Annotated in this window: 11 protein-coding genes and 1 riboswitch; of the genes, 5 read left to right on the forward strand and 6 right to left on the reverse strand. The window is 36.2% G+C overall.

Annotated features, from left to right (window positions below; translation table 11 throughout):
- Positions 1-222 precede the first annotated feature (222 nt).
- Positions 223-1,677 (forward strand): helix-turn-helix transcriptional regulator, encoded by a 1,455-nt coding sequence (locus AAJG31_RS12300; protein ID WP_279493676.1) that lies wholly within the window; start codon positions 223-225, stop codon positions 1,675-1,677.
- Between the two features lie 287 nt (positions 1,678-1,964).
- Positions 1,965-3,470, forward strand: coding sequence for a catalase (locus AAJG31_RS12305; protein ID WP_048390717.1), 1,506 nt, complete (start codon positions 1,965-1,967; stop codon positions 3,468-3,470).
- A gap of 123 nt (positions 3,471-3,593) precedes the next feature.
- Here the strand turns inward: AAJG31_RS12305 and thiC are convergent, their stop codons facing one another.
- The 3 genes from thiC to AAJG31_RS12320 all read right to left on the reverse strand — a co-directional run bounded on the left by thiC (position 3,594) and on the right by AAJG31_RS12320 (position 8,827).
- Positions 3,594-5,372 carry a phosphomethylpyrimidine synthase ThiC gene (gene thiC / locus AAJG31_RS12310; RefSeq protein WP_048390718.1) on the reverse strand — a complete coding sequence of 593 codons (1,779 nt, stop codon included), beginning with the start codon at positions 5,370-5,372 and terminating at the stop codon, positions 3,594-3,596.
- A 140-nt stretch (positions 5,373-5,512) separates the two neighbouring features.
- Positions 5,513-5,627: riboswitch (TPP riboswitch) on the reverse strand.
- A 60-nt stretch (positions 5,628-5,687) separates the two neighbouring features.
- Positions 5,688-6,617: an AEC family transporter gene (locus AAJG31_RS12315; protein WP_048390721.1), complete on the reverse strand. Its 930-nt coding sequence runs from the start codon at positions 6,615-6,617 to the stop codon at positions 5,688-5,690.
- 110 nt (positions 6,618-6,727) lie between these two features.
- A complete protein-coding gene (locus tag AAJG31_RS12320) occupies positions 6,728-8,827 on the reverse strand; it encodes a methyl-accepting chemotaxis protein (RefSeq protein ID WP_279493674.1) in 2,100 nt (699 codons plus the stop codon).
- Positions 8,828-9,081: 254 nt separating this feature from the next.
- On the opposite strand from AAJG31_RS12320, the gene AAJG31_RS12325 reads away from it, so the two are divergent.
- Both AAJG31_RS12325 and AAJG31_RS12330 read left to right on the forward strand, forming a co-directional pair.
- Complete coding sequence (locus tag AAJG31_RS12325) at positions 9,082-10,731, forward strand: S-layer protein (protein ID WP_279493673.1); 1,650 nt, start codon at positions 9,082-9,084, stop codon at positions 10,729-10,731.
- 589 nt (positions 10,732-11,320) lie between these two features.
- On the forward strand, positions 11,321-12,598 hold the full coding sequence (locus AAJG31_RS12330; RefSeq protein ID WP_279493670.1) for a hypothetical protein: 1,278 nt from the start codon (positions 11,321-11,323) through the stop codon (positions 12,596-12,598).
- A 184-nt stretch (positions 12,599-12,782) separates the two neighbouring features.
- Here the strand turns inward: AAJG31_RS12330 and AAJG31_RS12335 are convergent, their stop codons facing one another.
- The 3 genes from AAJG31_RS12335 to AAJG31_RS12345 all read right to left on the reverse strand — a co-directional run bounded on the left by AAJG31_RS12335 (position 12,783) and on the right by AAJG31_RS12345 (position 17,495).
- The gene (locus AAJG31_RS12335) at positions 12,783-14,705 is read right to left on the reverse strand and encodes an AraC family transcriptional regulator (RefSeq protein ID WP_279493669.1); all 1,923 of its coding nucleotides are present in this window, start codon (positions 14,703-14,705) and stop codon (positions 12,783-12,785) included.
- A gap of 178 nt (positions 14,706-14,883) precedes the next feature.
- Positions 14,884-15,828: an ABC transporter substrate-binding protein gene (locus AAJG31_RS12340; protein ID WP_269897479.1), complete on the reverse strand. Its 945-nt coding sequence runs from the start codon at positions 15,826-15,828 to the stop codon at positions 14,884-14,886.
- Between the two features lie 101 nt (positions 15,829-15,929).
- Positions 15,930-17,495, reverse strand: coding sequence for an AraC family transcriptional regulator (locus tag AAJG31_RS12345; protein ID WP_269897480.1), 1,566 nt, complete (start codon positions 17,493-17,495; stop codon positions 15,930-15,932).
- A gap of 99 nt (positions 17,496-17,594) precedes the next feature.
- On the opposite strand from AAJG31_RS12345, the gene AAJG31_RS12350 reads away from it, so the two are divergent.
- Positions 17,595-18,551, forward strand: a complete 957-nt coding sequence (locus tag AAJG31_RS12350; protein ID WP_279493666.1) for an ABC transporter substrate-binding protein — start codon at positions 17,595-17,597, stop codon at positions 18,549-18,551.
- Positions 18,552-18,554: the final 3 nt, after the last annotated feature.

An 18,554-nucleotide genomic window follows, 5' to 3' on the forward strand; every position in this document is an offset into this window, starting at 1 on the left:
GTAATATGAAAACATCAGTCTCAAACTTTTTAAGCGTTTTCATAACAAAAGTTGGCTTCTGCTGATGATCAATTACTCTATTTACATTGTACTAACTACCTTTTTCAGAATATAGAGAATTTTAATAGAGAAAACAAGACTTTTTTCAGATTACTATGTTATTTTTATTAATATAACCGTACTTTTATATGAAACTAGAATATTTTAAGAAGGGCTGATGGTATGAAGCTGTTATTAATTGATCGCGATCCAACCGACCTAGCAGGAATAAAGTGGTTTTTACATACATATTTCCCTGGAGATGTTTTTATTGAAATGTGTACAAGTATTTCAGAGGTGTCTCATAGCATTAGACAATTTGAACCTGATGCCATACTGTTAAATATCGATATATTTCCTAATAATCGCTTAGCAGCTCTTTATCGCGATATGCAAAAGCTTTCTGGTGCCATTTTAGCAATGACAACTGAGCCATTATTTAAAAATGCTTTGAAGGCAATTGATTTACAAGTGGCTCATCTTTTTGTGAAGCCTATTGATTTAGAGCTATTAAAGAAAAAACTCACAACCATTTCTCTTCGCACACCACAGATTACAGAAGATGCTCAAGAGACTACAAACGATTCCTTTTATAATCAATTATTTTTAGATAATAAATCAAGTTCAATTGAGACAACATTACATTTCACAATGATTGAACCCGAGCATACTGAAACCTTCAATAAGCTTTACAATTGGCTTCAACAAACACCGATTCACTTTCATATGAAAACCTACCCTCTATCTAATAGAATCGTATGTCTTTTTCAAACAAATGATATAAGGATTGTGGAAAAAGATGTACGTACACTTATGAAGGAATGGCGTTTGATTAGTAATAGTTCTTTAAATATCGGCATATATGATGGAACACCTACAACCATTAAAACTATGTATACATTAACAAAGCGTGCACTACATCAAAGTTTTTATGAGGGCTTTGGCCATATTTTTTATGCGAGCAAACAATATGAAACTCAGCCCTTTGATCCCTTACTGACACCAGAAGAGCAACAATTACTAATAAGTAGTTTGGAAGATGGAAACCTAGAGGCCGTTAAAACATTTTTATATCGGCTTTCTAATGAAGGCATATATTATGAGCAAGACGATTTACGCATTCATTTGACGAGTGTCTTAGCACAAATTAGACGCTTTATGCTGAAATATAAATTACATGAAAAAGCGGTTATCGAACAACACTACCGTCAGCTATTTCATTTAATCATTGAGCATCCTATATTTTATACGATACTCAATGGGATTATTTCTTTCACGCAGACATTAATTGAGTTAGCAAGGGAAGCTCGAATAGAGAAACGAGCTGATTATGTTGAACTAGCTATAGAAATAATTGATCAACAATTTAAAGATAGCGCACTGTCTCTTCCCTTTGTCGCTCATAAGCTTGGAATAAGCCCCAATTATTTAAGTACAATTTTCTCAAGAAAACAAGGCTTGCCATTTAAGCGCTATTTACAGCAAGTAAGAATTCATCATGCCACAAAAATGCTGCGAGAAACAGATTTTGCTATTAGCGAAATCGCTCATTTAAACGGTTTTGATGATCCAAATTATTTCATAAAATTATTTAAGCAACAAATTGGTATTACGCCTAACCGATATAGAAAAAATTAAAAGATTAATTTTCAATTAGTTGATTTTATTTTCAATAAAGATTTTATCATGATGTCATTATCTTGATCTTAATATGACAATTATCTATAAAATTGAGATTAAATAAAATAAATTTAAGTTAAAAACTATGTATAAACCCTATGTCTAGCGCATATATTTATAGTTTATACTTAAATATAAAAATTCTTTAACGATAATTATTATAATGTACTAGCAATTCTATTTTATATTTGTTATAGTTATAGACGAAGAGTTTGACTCACATTTTTTTCAGGAGGTAAACTAATATGACAAACGCAAATGATCGTAGCCGTCGCTTTACAACAGCAGGTGGTGCTCCAGTAGTAAGTAACCATGACTCTATGTCAGCAGGTCCACGTGGCCCTCTTTTACTTCAGGATGTATGGTTAGTTGAAAAACTAGCAAATTTCAACCGTGAAGTAATTCCAGAACGTCGTATGCACGCAAAGGGCTCAGGTGCATTTGGTACTTTTACTGTAACGCATGATATTTCACAATATACTAAAGCGAAAATCTTCTCAGAGATCGGCAAGAAAACTGAAATGTTCGCACGTTTCTCTACAGTAGCGGGTGAGCGTGGTGCAGCAGATGCAGAGCGAGATATTCGTGGCTTCGCCCTTAAATTCTATACAGAAGATGGAAACTGGGATTTAGTAGGGAACAATACACCTGTATTCTTCTTCCGTGACCCGTTACACTTTACAGATTTAAACCATGTGGTAAAACGGGACCCACGTACAAATATGAAAAATGCCAACTCTAACTGGGATTTCTGGACTTCATTACCTGAAGCACTTCACCAAGTGACAATTGTTATGTCTGACCGTGGTATTCCAGCTGGTTACCGTAATATGCACGGATTTGGTTCTCATACGTATAGCTTTATCAATGCTAATAATGAACGTGTTTGGGTTAAATTCCACTTCCGTACAGAGCAAGGCATTAAGAACTTAACTGGTGCCGAGGCTAATGAGATTATTGGTCAAGACCGCGAATCTTCACAACGTGATTTATATGAAGCAATTGAAAAAGGCGATTTCCCTAAATGGAAAATGTACATTCAGGTAATGACAGAGGAACAAGCTCGTGAGCTACCATACAACCCATTTGATTTAACAAAGGTATGGTATAAAAAAGACTTCCCATTAATTCCTGTAGGTGAATTCGAGTTAAACAAAAATCCAGACAACTACTTTGCAGAAGTTGAACAAGCTGCATTCGCACCATCTAACATTGTTCCTGGCATCAGCTTCTCACCAGATAAAATGTTACAAGGTCGTATCTTTGCATATGCGGATGCCCAACGCTATCGTCTTGGTGTAAACCACTATATGCTTCCTGTCAACGCACCAAAATGTCCATTCCGTACTTTCCACCGAGATGGAGCAATGCGCTTTGATGGCAATCTTGGTTCGACATTAAGCTATGAACCAAATAGCTATGGTGAGTGGGAGCATAATTTAGACCATAAAGAGCCTGAATTACGTATTGATGGTCATGCAGGTATTCATGATTTCCGTGAAGACGATAATAATTACTTTGAACAACCAGGTAAACTATTCCGTCTATTGACTTCGGAAGAGCAGCAACGCTTATTTGAAAATACCGCGAACGATATGGCTTCTGTTGAAGAATTCATCAAACGCCGTCACATCCTTCACTGCTATCTAGCTGACCCAGCATATGGTGAAGGTGTCGCTAAAGCGATGGGTCTTTCCTTAGAAGGTATGGACCTTACAAATCCATATGTAAAACAACCAACAAACGTTTAATATTCCACTTTATTATTGATATCCAAATCCAACTTTCACTCCATGTGAATCCACTATTCACATGGAGTTTTTTTATTAAGAAAAGGCCTATGTCTATTTTTTTGACATAAGCCTTTTCTTTCATTATTGGTAAATTTGACTGCCTGCTTTTTTAAACTCCTCAGCCTTTTCTTTCATACCTTGATGGATCGCTTCAGTCGTATTCAAATCCTTATCTTTCGCATAATTACGAATATCCTGTGAAATTCTCATGCTACAGAATTTAGGCCCACACATAGAACAAAAGTGTGCTGTTTTTGCTCCCTCTGCTGGCAGTGTCTCATCATGATATTCCACTGCACGCTCGGGATCTAGTGACAGATTGAATTGATCACGCCAACGGAACTCAAAGCGCGCTTTAGACAGTGCATCGTCTCGTTGTTGTGCACCTGGATGACCTTTTGCTAAATCAGCAGCATGTGCAGCAATTTTATAAGTGATAACGCCCACACGAACGTCCTCGCGATTCGGTAAACCAAGATGCTCTTTCGGTGTCACATAACAAAGCATCGCTGTACCAAACCAGCCAATCATGGCTGCCCCAATGGCTGATGTAATGTGGTCATAACCTGGAGCAATATCTGTTGTGAGTGGTCCTAATGTATAGAAGGGAGCTTCCTTACAAACCTCTAATTGCTTGTCCATGTTTTCTTTAATCAAATGCATTGGTACATGACCTGGTCCCTCAACCATTACCTGAACATCATGCTGCCAAGCAATCTGTGTTAGCTCGCCTAGTGTTTCAAGCTCTGCAAATTGTGCCTCATCATTGGCATCTGCAATTGAGCCTGGGCGTAAACCATCACCTAAGGAAAAAGCAACATCATAGGCTTTCATAATTTCACAGATTTCCTCAAAGTGTGTATACAGGAAATTCTCTTGATGATGATATAAACACCACTGTGCCATGATAGAGCCACCTCGAGATACAATACCTGTCACACGATTTGCTGTTAGTGGTACATAGCGTAAAAGGACACCTGCATGAATGGTGAAGTAATCCACACCCTGCTCAGCTTGTTCAATGAGAGTATCACGATAAACCTCCCACGTTAAATCCTCTGCTACACCATTTACCTTTTCTAAAGCCTGATAAATTGGCACTGTTCCCACTGGTACTGCCGCATTTCGAATAATCCATTCTCTAGTTGTATGAATATGTTTACCAGTCGATAAATCCATAATATTATCTGCGCCCCATCGAGTTGCCCAGGTCATTTTCTCAACTTCTTCTGCAATGGAAGAAGATACAGCAGAATTCCCGATATTCGCATTGATCTTTACATGAAAATTACGCCCAATAATCATTGGCTCTGCCTCAGGGTGATTAATATTAGAAGGCATTATAGCACGCCCAGCTGCAATTTCTGAACGTACAAATTCAGGATCCATATTTTCACGAATCGCTACAAACTCCATTTCAGGCGTTATAATTCCCTTTCGTGCATAGTGAAGCTGTGTCACATTTTTACCTTTTTTAGCACGCAAAGGCTTTCTCGCCAACTCAGGGAAGACATTTTCTTGAATACGCGGGTCATCAACATGACGAAAGCCATTATCCTCCGGTTTAATGGAGCGTCCCTCATATGCTTCTACATCCCCTCGCTCTTGAATCCATGCATTTCGTAAGGCAGGTAAACCTTTCGTAATATCTACTTGGTAGGCTGGATCTGTATAGGGCCCACTCGTATCATATACTCGAATAGGAGCATTTTCTTCATTTCCAAAACTGCCTGTTGTCGGACTTAATGCAATTTCTCGCATAGGTACTAGAATATCTGGGCGTGATCCTTCCACATATACTTTTTTGCTTCCTTCAAAGCTGGACATAATGGTAATATTCTTTTCACTAATTGCTGACATGAGCTACTTCTCTCCCTTAAATTTATTTTGATATAAGGACCGATTCTAGCTCACCCCAACAATCCAAAAAATAAAGGCCGAATCCAAAATAATTATTTGGATCCGGCCACGAATGTAAAGGTCTATTGATTGCATACTCTGCAATAGCTTCTTAACTTTCCCACGCTGGTATGAGCCAGATCAGGTCCAAAGGGTCAAGAAACTTCGTAGCGTTTCCCTCTCAGCCTGACTCATCAGACTCCCCTAGTTAATACTATTTAGTTTGATGCTAGTGTAGCAGATAATACTAAGAGATGGAAGTTATTTTTTATCTTACTAGGTAAATAATACTTCTGCAAAATAGATCACAATGGTTACAGTTATACAGCTTACAATGGTTGAAAATAAAACAGCTTGCGCGGCTGTTGCTGATTCTACATCATATTCCAATGCTAGACTAGAACTATTGCGGGATGTTGGAAAAGCACTAGCTATAAACAGTGATTGTGCGACGACTCCATCTAATCCCAATATATAAATAATGGCCAATGCAACAGATGGTCCAATAATTAATCGCGTAAAACAGCTGATAAAGACGGTTTTATTAAACATTGATTTCATCTCTAATTGTGATAATTGCGCACCTAAAGTAATTAGAGCCACAGCAATAAATCCATCTGCCACATGTTCTACTGGTATTTTGATAAACTGTGGAATACCGATATCAAAATAATTCATAGCGACACCTATAATAAGCGCATGAATAATAGGCATTTTAAAGAAATCCTTGATGATTGTCATACCTGACTTTGTAGAAGAAATTAAATTGTATAAACCATATGTATACGTAGTCATATTTTGAAAGATTACGAGCATGACCTGAATGGCTACTCCAATAGGTTGCGTGGCAAATATCATTTGAGCCACTGGAATACCGTAATTACCCGAGTTAATGAGCACAACACTATTTTTAAAGACAGCTGCCTCTGTTCTAGCTAAACCTAACCCTTTTGCCATAAAGTGACTGAGTATCATTTGACTACCGATAAAGAGTACAATAAATAATCCGACCTCTCCCAGTACAGTTAATTCCACATGTGTTTCATATAAATTTACAAAAACAGCTGCTGGCATAAAGCAATATGTAATAAGCTGAGACAATGCTTTTAAATTAAAGCGAAATTTCTTTTGTAGTATAGCGCCTATTACAAGTAACACTAAAATAGGTACAACAATTTGAAAGAAAATCATTCCGAGATACATCATATCAATGTCCCCCTTCCAGTGTTAATAGTAGTGTTGAATTCCTTCTAGGTCAATTTCTCCGGCTTTCACCATAAAGAAGACTGCCTCTATATTGAAGGCAGCCTTTCTTTTTAAGCAAGCTTAAATCGGTTTACAACTTCTTGTAGCTCGTTTGAAATATCGTTCATATTTTGAATAGACTCTGCTACTTTTTGTAATTCTACTTGTTGATCCATTGCAGAAGCACTTACTTGTTCCGCAGAGGCTGCTGTTTGCTCTGAAATAGCCGAAATACTTTGGATAGCCATGATTGCCTGATTTTTATGCTCTAACATGCTAGATAGTTTATTCATTAAATCACTAATAGAATTTGCAATTGAACCCGACAAATCACTGCTATCTTTAAATGCTAGTTGCGTGCTTTGTACGGACTCATTTTGAGATTGCATTAAATCTGCATTAGATGCAATCACAGCAACCGTCTGCTGAGAATTTTCAAGAATACTTTCTACTGTACTCTTAATAATTTCTGTTTCATTCTTAGATTGTTCTGCTAGCTTTCTAACTTCCTCTGCAACTACAGCAAATCCTTTACCATGTTCACCAGCACGTGCAGCCTCAATACTTGCATTTAAAGCTAGCAGATTAGTCTGCTCGGTAATGCTTTGAATCGAAGCAATAATCTGATTAATATTGGCAATATTAGAAGCTAATGATTCCATTTGCTGCTGGATACGCCCATTCACTTCATTGGTCTCCATATTACGTTCTCTTAAACTTTCAACCTCATGCAATCCTTTTTCCGTTGTTACACCTGTTTTATGAGATAGCTCATCCATTTCATTAGAAAGAGCCGTAATAGCATCAATCTGATCTGATAAATCCATCATTCGATAATTTGTTTCTTCTGTATCCTCTGATTGCTTCGAAGCTCCTTGTGCAATCTCGTTGATAGCTACGGAAACCTCCTGACTAGAAGCAACTACCTCATTAAATGCCTCATTTACCTGATTAGAAGATTGGTTCAATAACCTCGTGGAATTTAGTACAGTTTGAATCGCACTATTGGTTTTATCTAACATATTATTATAGGCCACAGCAACTGCACCAATTTCATCAGGCTTAATATATCGCTCTTCTACCTTTTGTGTTAAATCCCCTTCGGCTGCAGTTTCAATCGATGCACGTAAAAATTTAAGTGGTTTTAATTGTTTATAGATGAATAACACACTTGCAGCTGTCATCAAAACCACCATAATAATGGAAGCAATAATCGTAAATACAAATACATGATTATATGTTTCTAGAATCTTTGATTCAGCTAACACGACTTGAACAGTCCATGTTTCGTCAATACCCTCTAAAATCATTGGAGCAAAAACATTATAGGCCTTTTCCTTCAGTTGATTAGAGTCAACGTACATACTTGTTAGTTCACCATTTTCCATTGTCTTACTAATACTTGTCCAAGTAGGATCCTCTTGCATATTGCGCCCAACTAGCTCATCACCAAAACTGTTAGCTGTTAGCACACCTTTATTCGTAATAATTGCCGCATAACCGCCTTCTGGGGCATTCGATTTTGTTAAATCATTTAAAAAATCTATTGATACATCGGCAGTCAATACACCGAAAAATGTCCCGGAAGCATTGATTAATGGCACTGAAATGGTTGTCATTAATACGGATTGGCCGTTTACATTATAATCATAGGGCTCTGTCAAAACTGCACGTCTATCTTCTTTTGGTACCCAATACCATTCAGAAATACTCTTATCATCAATACCTTCGATTAGAGCAGTCGAGATATCATTTCCGTTCTTACTTAAATAAGGGATAAAACGTTTTTTAGTATCTACTAAAGCAGCTTCAGTTGGTTCTAAAATAATAGAATCTTGCTCAAAGATTGCTCCTACTCCAAGAATGTCATTATTGCTAGCTAAATTGTTTTCCATTACGTCTATGACACCCTTGGTAGACAACGTATTATTCTTCTCCATGCTTTCTATGATACGCTTTGTTGTTTGTAATGTCGTATTGGCTTTCTTAAATCTTTCACTCATAATAGCTGCAGAAGATTCAGCCGATTGTAATGTTCCATGCTCTGCGTCTTCAACACTTTGCTTTTTTATAATAATTCCCGTTATGACAGTATAGGATAAAAATAAAATGAGAAATAATCCTATTATAAGGGAAGAAAGTTTTAAGGCAATTCCTCTTGATTTTTTCATAACTAACACCCCCACTTTTATACTAATAATAATGGATGGATGATTGTATCACAATAAAATATTTAGCGAATAAAGTAGAAAATTTACAGAATTATAGAGAAAAATACCGATACTTCACCAAACATTTATTTTTCAATATAAGGGCCTAATGACTTATTTGAATTGAGATTCATAGTAAAACATCCTCTTCGAATTCTAAATTATAGAAGAATATGATATATTAACTATTAAATAGAATGATTGGAGTGACTTACATGAAAAATAAAGCGCTATCAACATTAATGGCCACGGCTATTACAGCGACACTAGTATTACCAATGTCTACTGCCAATGCCGCATCATCTCAAATTCAATCAAATTCATATGAGACACATGTAGCAGCAGCAAAAAAAGTAATAGGTGAATCCGTAACGATCAAAAACATTACAAAAGATACTGTCATAACATCTAACGGCACATTTAGAATTCAATCGGCATTAAAGCCCCTATTTGATACTTCAAATAAAACAGCATTAACCAATGCCCGAGCTACAATTGTAGTGAAAAATGGTCAAATTACGGACGTTACCTCATTAATTTTAAACAAAGCAGGTACAAGCAAAAAATCTGTCTATTTTGATGGAGGTGACGCACAAATCTCGGGAGATCTTACTGTAAACGCTGACTATGTAAAGATTCAAGATGTTAGTGTGGATGGTCAGCTTATCATTACAAACAGAGTAAAAAAAGCCGTTACACTCAATGAAGTAGCAGTAGATGAAACAATTACACTAAAACCAATTGTCACGAAAAAGGTAAGTTGGCTATATGTTACTTTAATCGATATGAAATCATCAAACATCAATTTGGGACGTACTAAAGTCAATGTATCTTCTGACCAAACTCTTGCCAAAGTAGATGTGGTTGGTAAAGTGGAATCTTTTGAAGCAATGACTAATATAGAAAAGCTTACAATTGATGTAGCGAAAGATTTCAACCTTTATGGTGAGGGTAAAATTGAGCAAATCGTTGTAAAGGGCGGTACTAAAGTAGCTTTAGATTCAGGACATCTGGTAAACAATGTACAAGTAGACAATAAAAATGTCTCCGTGACACTACCTGTTATTGATAAAAAGGAACTTAATACATTAATCGCATCCCCACCATATGTACAAGTATCTGTAAACGGCTATGATATTTTAAATACGGACAAATGGACAACACAAGCAGACCGCACAGTGTTTGATTCTGCTGTAGCAAGTGCGAGAGCTGTAGCAAATAATTCAAATGCCTCACAAGAACAGGTGAAAAATGCCATTAATCAGTATAAAAATGCACTAGCAGTCTACCAAGCTGCTCAGAAGAGTGGTACAAAATATGGTTATGGCGATAAAGCTTCACTACAGTCTTTAATTAATTCTGTTCAATATGTTACTGTTTCTTGGGACGGGTCAAATGTACCTTATAATTCTCCTTGGACTACACAAGCAGAAAGAAACGCAATAGAATCTGCTGTTTCATCTGCCCAAGCAGTTGTTAATAATTATTATGCCACTCAAACGGATATTGCCAATGCCATCAATAATTTAAACAATGCTATTTGGACTTATAAGAATGCTAATAAGTACGGAAATAATGGATATTATGTGGATAAAGCTAATTTACAAACAAGTGTTACTGCTGCGTATTATGAACTTCAAAATGTAACAGTTTCTACAAGCGGAACTGGGGTAGATGTTACTAACGGAATAAGATGGACAAAAGCTGTTGATCGAAGTAACTTTGAGGCTGTAGTTCAACAAGCACAATATATACTAAATGATCCTAATGTGTACCAATATCAAATTAATGACATGTATAACACCTTAAACCAAGCAATAGAAACTTATAGAAAAGCACAAAATGTAGGAATTATTAGCAATTAGGTTTTGCTATGTTGTCAACACCTAAATCTCTTTTAGTATAACGAAGGACTCTACCTATTGTAGAGCCCTTCACTATTTAATAATTCTTTTTTAACTAAATGAATTCATTTGCAACATTGTATTCATTTGCTTCACCTTCGATACCAATCCTCCACCTCCTCACTCGGTTCCACTGCCAAATGCTCTTGAGGCATCTTTTTTAACAGCCAATATTGCTCCTCAACGGCGGCTGTATTATTAAGTAGATCGTAAAGTTTCATTAAAGTAAAATAACCAACCTCTGCATCTTTAATCTATTAACTTCTTATATTATTTTTCCAAAATAACAAAAATCTCTATAACAATAGGCAATTTTAAATTATTCTACCATTCAGAAATATACATCTTCTATACCATACATCTAAAAACCTCTTCAATCTTATTTCATGGTAGATATTAAGCACATTTGCATATGGTATTTTAAACAGCACAAGTTCAACTAATAAATACAAAAAAGATTCTAGACTATGTTAAGATTAAATCAACACCATATATTGTATATATTCCCTTCAATTAACCAAGAACATTAAACACAGGAGGATTCTACATTATGAAATCTAATAAGAAACTTGTCTTACTATCTTTAGTGGCGGTTCCTTCGCTTCTTTACACCGCGCCAGCATCGGCTACTGAGATACCAAAGCCAGCCTACATACTTGCTAGCTACAATGCTAACGTGGCAAATGTTGTACAACTAATTAACAACATTAACAATACAACTGCTACTTTCCAAACAAATTTAGAGGCAGCTTTGAAGGCTTACAATGCTTTAACAGAAACAGAAAAACAGTATGTTACGAACTACTCCATATTGTCAGCACATCAGCAGACAAGAATTGCTTATCGTAAGCTTGCTGCACAAATTGAAGAGAAATTGTATTCTGTGGATTCTACGTCCCCTAATTATTATCAAAATGTTACTGAAACAAAAGATTGGTATAATACCCTGAATGCAGCGCAAAAAACCTTTGTAAGTGCATCTGCGCAAAAAATTCTAACTTCCTATATCGCGCCAAATACATCTGTTGACAAGGTGGTCAATAAAATTCAATTGATTAATTCATCTCGTCTCTCGTTCCATAAAGATGTAGCCAATGCTCGAGCAGAGCTTAATGCATTACGTAGGTTTTCAAATATTTCTTTACCTGCAGGTATCGAGCAACAATTACTTGATGCAGAACAGCTGGTTGTAAAGGATAAGGCAGCAGCTAAAGAAGTTGAAAACGCTATTGCAGCTTTATCACCAAAAACATCGACAGCTCAGGATGTGCAGGCAGTCAAAACTTCTTTTGAAGCATTAACACCTGTTCAGCAGCAACTCGTCCCAAATGTATGGACTTTAGTGGATTTTGTACAAGGAACACATACACTTCCTACAAAAGATAACATCCCTAAAACACCTGTTTTATCTGAGGTAGCAGCTGTCCCAGGGAAAACTACAGCTATGACAAAAAATAAAAATATCTATAAAGCCAAAATTAATGTAGCCTCATCAGAAATTGACACGGAACGTTATATTCTAACAACAGAAGATAAAATGACCATCATTATTCCTCCACTTTATACACTTATCGATGAAGATGAAGGGGTTATGGATATTCAAGTAACAAAAAAGGCAAACCGAATTACTCTTCAAGCTACATTGAATAAAAAACCAGTAACCTTTGATGCAAATATGGAAATCATAATTGAAGGCTTACCAGCTAATTCTTCCTTCAATCGCTCAAATGGTTTTGGCAAGCAAGTTCCAGCTGACTTTATCATCAGTGGAAATCGTCATATTATCCAAACTACTACTCCTGGCACGTTCCAAATCATAAGAAATTAAATTAAAGCACTAAAGAAACAATGTTGGTTTCTTTAGTGCTTTCTTTTTGAAAAATAATCTCTATTATTACAAGTGCACTTCGAAGTCAAATAATCAAATTTATCTCATCGTAAATAAAAATATAATCGATCCATAGATGTGATGTATCAATAAACATTTATGAGGTAAACCATCCATTTTTAACTTATTTAGTTGTAGCAACTAGTTGATCCACAATGAAATCTAGCTGTTTTGATAATGAATAAATGTCGTTGTAGTAACAAAAACCAAAATCCATTTCGATAAGCCTTCCTTCTTTAATGGCAGGAATGTTAGCCCAAACTGGATGATCTGTTAAATCTACCATTCCTTCATAAGATGAGCGGAACACATAATCTCCTGCATAATTTGTTAATACTTCTAATGAAACATCGATTGCCTCATTGGTGTTATTTTTATCATCTATTTTCTTTTGAATAATATCTGGTGCTTTTATTCCTAAATACTCATAAATAGCTTGAGAACCACGTCCAAAGGTATAGCTTGTTACAACAGACATTTTTCCTTTGCCGCCTTCCATAATACTAACCGTTCTATCTGAAATACCTGCCTCTTCTAGCTTCTCTTGGCTATCCTCTACTTTTGTATAGAAATTAGCTAAAAGCTCTTTTGCTTCTTTCTCTTTCCCAAGTACTTCACCAATCTTTGTTAAACGTTCATCTAGTGAGGATGAGAAATCGATCATGACAGTAGGTGCAATTTTCTCCATTTGATCGTAAAGCTCATTCTTACTTGGGATAATGATGACATCAGGTTTTAATTGGATTACCGCCTCGACATTTGGTTCAAACCATTCACCTAAACTTTCAACTGTTTTTAATTCTTCCTCAAATGCTGCTCCCTCTTGTATTTTAGAAGAACCCACTGGTGTCACATCAAATGCTAGTACATCACCTGTATAATACATCACCACTACTCGCTCAGGGTTAACAGGTATTTCTACGTCTCCTTTCATAGTAGAGACAGTTTTTGTTTGTGATTCGCTTACTGTTTGAGTGGTAGAGGCTTGTTTTTCCCCGCCCTGTGTACTGGTTGATGCCCCACTACTGCAAGCACTTAATAAAAGCGTCAGACATAGAAAGAGTGTTGTAAAAGCTGATAATCCTCTTTTATTCATTGGTTCATACTTCCTTTCATCATATTGATAACCATTCTCAATATAATCTTGGAAGCTCCAATCGACAATGGAGTATCTTTCAGACATTGAAGGACTATCTTTTATCAGATCACTTACTTTTTGCTTTTGACGGAATTTTGTAGGAGAAACGCCTACTCTCTTTTTGAAAAGTCTACTAAAATAATAGACATCACTATAGCCCACACCCATAGCGATATCGCGTAAGCTAGCATTCGTCTTCTCAAGCAAAATAGAAGCTTTTTCAATCCGTAGTTGAATTAAATATTCAATCGGGCTGCAACCTAATTGTTGCTTGAATTGAATGGATAAATGAGATGGACTATAGCGCAATGCCTTCGCAATGGATTCTAAGGTCAATGGCTGTGCATAATTTTGCTCTAGATAGGCTTTAATTTGACTAGAGACATTTAATTTTTGAATGTCGACACTGTCCTGATCTAGCTGCATAAAAATTTCATTTAATAATTGATAGAATAGCGATTTAACAGTAAATTTGCTGAGGCTATTGGCATTTTCCCACTTCTTATACATAAAATATATTTTTTCAAACATTGTAATAGGCGAGTTAGGAACAAGACTGTATTGATAGTTGAAAGGATTATTTGTTTGTAACGCCCTTGCTATCATTTTATTTGAGGTTAAAGGAATGGAAGCTCGATAAAATATTAAAAAATATTCAAAGCCTTTGTCTGTAGCCATTATTTGTAGTGTGGTGCCCTTTCCACCGTGAATAAGATGAAAGCCCTCTAGTGTATAGTTTATTAAATCGATTTGAACTTCCGCACCACCACCTGTGGCATAAAGAAACATATTTGCAGGCAATTTATATGATTTTCCGATTTCCTCAGGTTTGAATAGCTCATATCTTATATCGAGCACTTTGATCGTTGCGTGATTCCAAAGAAATAGAAACTCCTCTTTTGGTAGCATCCTACATCATTCCTTCCAATTCTTCACTACCTACAAGTTTATTATAATTGATAATCGTTCTCAATATAAACCTGTATAAGCATAGAAAATCACTCAAACAATCCAATGCCTGAGTGATTTTATGGAATTTCATTTAATTTTATTTAGTATGTTGTACTAGCATTTTCAATTATTTAGCTTATTTTTTATTCGTGAGCCAGTTTGTTAATTCCTCTACCTGAGCCAACACGGCTGTTGGGTCATAATACCATGAACGCTCCTCAGGCCAAACATAAAGATGATCATTTTTTACTGCTGGCAAGCTACCCCATATTGGATCTTTCTTAAAATCTTCAACTGTACGATCATCTGAAGTCAAAATAATGTAGTCTCCTGCATAATCTGCCAGCACCTCTTCGGAAATTTCAGCCCACTGCTTTTCCATCATTTCATCTGCTACTTTAGCAGGTGGTTTGCGACCAAGTGCCTGATAGACTGGTTGCCCACCACGTCCAAAATTATCACCATATGCATAATACGTTTTGCCTGCGTCCTCCATAATAGAGAAGCTTGCATCCTTTGGAATAATCGCATCTACCTGTGCTTTGGCATCGGCAATCTTTTGATCATATTGCGTAAGCCAATCCTTAGCTTCTTGCTCTTTGCCAAGCAACTCACCGAAATAAGTAAGTTCTTCGTGCGCATCCTTTAATTCACCAAAGGGAATGACAACTGTAGGAGCAATTTTACTTAAAGCATCATAATTTTCCCCATTGCCAGTAATAATCAAATCAGGTTTGAGCGCGATAATCTTCTCAATCGACGGTTTCCCATAGTCACCGATTTCTTCTACATCTTTTAATGCATTCTTTAAATAATAGTTTTCAAGTGCCAACCCAGGAGCCCCCACAGGTTTTACATCTAATACAAGCAAACTTGCAATATACTCCTCTGCTACAATACGCTGAGGACTAGTCGGAATAACAACTTCACCATTTGTCGTCTGAACAGTTTTTGCCTCTGCTTCTTTTGTATCTTGCACTGTAGTCGGACTAGAATTTTTCTCCTTTTCTCCACAAGCCGTTAACAGAAGTAATATTAAAAGAAATAGTGGCGCTATGAATTTTCTATTTTGTGTCAGCAATTTTTTCCCTCCATACATACCAGTTGATAATCATTCTCACTAATTGTAGAAGATTGTAAAATAACTGTCTATGTATGAAAGTGATTTGTTGCTCTGTATATTTATGATGTTAATACTTCCATTAATTTTTGTAATTGCATAGCTGTAGATAATGGGTCATAGCCATAAAATAATTCATACTGATTCAAAAAGTACACCTGTTTCTTTTGAACCGCTGTAAGTGACTGCCATTTTTCCGAATGTAATACCCTCAAGAGATGCTCTTTTCCAAAATCTTTTGTAGGAAGAGCAGTGACGAATATATAATCAGCTTGAAAATAAGCAATATCTTCAATATCTACTGTTAAGTAACCTGTTTGTTCAATATTTCGTGTGACAATCGCAGCTGGTCGACTAAAGCCCAAATCTTCGTACAGTATATGACTCCCTCTTCCATGACTACTATTTAAACAATATGCTTGATGACTACCTATTTCCCAAACAATAGCAGTCCCTCTTGCTCCATGTTGTTGGTCAAGAATATCGTTACACTGAGCTATCTGTTCATCATATTGCTGGAGCCAGCTCTTACATACTTCTTGTCTATCAACGATATGGGCAATCAACCCAAATTGCTCTCGCCAGCTTAATTCTCTACATGGTAGCTCGAATATAGGAGCTACTGAAAGTAATAATGGTTTTTCATCACCACCACTGTAGTTAATAATGATATCAGGACACGCTTCGGTGATTGCCTGATAATTTGAAGCAATATCATACTCATAGCCTTTCAGTTTATGCGTATTAGGGACAGGCTTGATACCCTCTAGAAATGGAGAGTATACACCCAACACCGGCGTAATACCAAGAGCTAGTAAGCATGCTGTATGATTGGTATTGAGTGCAAGGACACGCTTCGATTTCTGATAATAGACTGTTGGTGATACACCTACTTTTTCTTTAAATTTCCGACTTAAATAAGTTCCCTCATTGTAGCCAACTTCCTCGGCAAGCTCATCTAATTTAGGCATTGTAAACAATAGCCTTTTCTGTGATTCTCGTATTCTTAGCAATGTTAAATATTCACTATATGTATAGCCTGTGTGCTTATGAAACGTCCGAGAAAAATGCTCTGGACTTACTTGTGCTTTTTTGGCCATCTGCTCTCTTGTTAATTCTTCACGGAAATGTAGATGAATATAATGAAGTACTTTATCAATCCATAGTCCTTCTTTTTTTTGATTATTTTCACGTAAAAGGCTGTATAGCACTTCTAGCATTTCACCAAATAATTTTTGTAAACGAAATGGATTATTGCTCTCAGTGTTTGCTTCTTTTTCTACTTCTTTAGCTAATTTCATCAGTCGATAGGAGCATTGCTCAATTAAGATAGAAGCTTGCAATAAACGATCAATTTTGTAGCCATAAACACGATATTGAATGATGATCCCTCTGCTTTCACATGTTTCTAGAAGATGAAAATCGTCAGTATTATCTAAAAGCATAACAGAATTTGAACTAAGCCTAATGTGCCTACCTTGAAGCGTACACTCTATATATCCCTCATATACTATGACCATAAATGGGTAGGTGAATTGTGTTTCTATGTCACTTAACATTTCATTTAATTTCACTATTTGTATAGGTTGATAAAAAATATGGGACAGTAGCTGATTGTCTTTGTACATTTAAACTCTATCTCCTAAACATCAAATTGATATTGATTATCATTTTCATTATAATGAAATAGAATAATAGAAATCAATTGAAATAGGAGGCTTATAGCTTTGAAAAAATTTATAAAAAAGAATGCCTTTTTAACTGGCATTTTAATTATTTCCATCCTTTTGACTGCATGCGGAACTCAATCTTCTTCCACAATAGAGAAGGCAAAGGAAGAAAACTCCAATCGAGTATTAACAGATTCAATAGCACATGAAGTGACCATTCCTAAAAATCCCCAACGCATCATAGCTCCTTATCTAGAAGATCACCTTGTAGCATTAGGTTTAAAGCCCGTTGCACAATGGTCCGTAAAGGGTGGGACTTCTATCCAAGACTATCTCCAGGATTCATTAAAGGATATTCCAACAATTGAATTCGATCTTCCCTATGAAGCTGTGACAAGCTTTAATCCAGATTTTATTGTAATCGGTTCTCCTGAAATTGCTGAAGGTGAAAAATATAAGCAATATAGCAAAATTGCACCTACGTATGTGATGGGAACGGAGGATAATAATTGGCGCAATAAACTATTAAAAATGGGCGAAATTTTTGGTCAAACAGATAAGGCAAAGGAAGTTCTAGCAGATTATGATCAATTCGCTAAAGAAGCAAAAGAAGAAATTCACAACAAAGTCGGGAAGCCTTCAGCCACTGTGATCTGGAATATCAAAAATTCAATCTATATGGTAAGTGAAACAGCTTCTAGCGGTGTTGTTCTTTATGAGGATCTTGGGTTACAAACGCCAAGCCTTGTGAAAGAGATGTCAGCTTCTGCTGCTGGTGATTGGTCGCAAGTTTCTTTAGAAAAATTCGTTCAAATAGATGCTGACTATCTTTTTGTTATTAACAGTGATAGTGCAGGTAGCTCTGAATTGCTAAGCGATCCTCTGCTAGCTAATATACCTGCCATTAAAAATGATCATGTTTATGAATTCGAATCAAGTTCGAGCTGGTTATATTCAGGTGCTATAGCCAATCGCCAAATTATTGAAAATGTAATGGATAGCATAGTGAAATAAAAA

The organism is Lysinibacillus sp. BS3, assembly GCF_039614735.1.
Lineage (GTDB): Bacteria > Bacillota > Bacilli > Bacillales_A > Planococcaceae > Lysinibacillus > Lysinibacillus capsici.

Coding starts and splice junctions, on each gene's coding strand:
- AAJG31_RS12335 (WP_279493669.1), bottom strand. CDS start 14,705: ATGCTACCAAAAGAGGAGTTTCTATTTCTTTGGAATCACGCAACGATC.
- AAJG31_RS12300 (WP_279493676.1), top strand. CDS start 223: ATGAAGCTGTTATTAATTGATCGCGATCCAACCGACCTAGCAGGAATA.
- AAJG31_RS12325 (WP_279493673.1), top strand. CDS start 9,082: ATGAAAAATAAAGCGCTATCAACATTAATGGCCACGGCTATTACAGCG.
- AAJG31_RS12315 (WP_048390721.1), bottom strand. CDS start 6,617: ATGATGTATCTCGGAATGATTTTCTTTCAAATTGTTGTACCTATTTTA.
- AAJG31_RS12330 (WP_279493670.1), top strand. CDS start 11,321: ATGAAATCTAATAAGAAACTTGTCTTACTATCTTTAGTGGCGGTTCCT.
- AAJG31_RS12305 (WP_048390717.1), top strand. CDS start 1,965: ATGACAAACGCAAATGATCGTAGCCGTCGCTTTACAACAGCAGGTGGT.
- AAJG31_RS12345 (WP_269897480.1), bottom strand. CDS start 17,495: ATGTACAAAGACAATCAGCTACTGTCCCATATTTTTTATCAACCTATA.
- AAJG31_RS12320 (WP_279493674.1), bottom strand. CDS start 8,827: ATGAAAAAATCAAGAGGAATTGCCTTAAAACTTTCTTCCCTTATAATA.
- thiC (WP_048390718.1), bottom strand. CDS start 5,372: ATGTCAGCAATTAGTGAAAAGAATATTACCATTATGTCCAGCTTTGAA.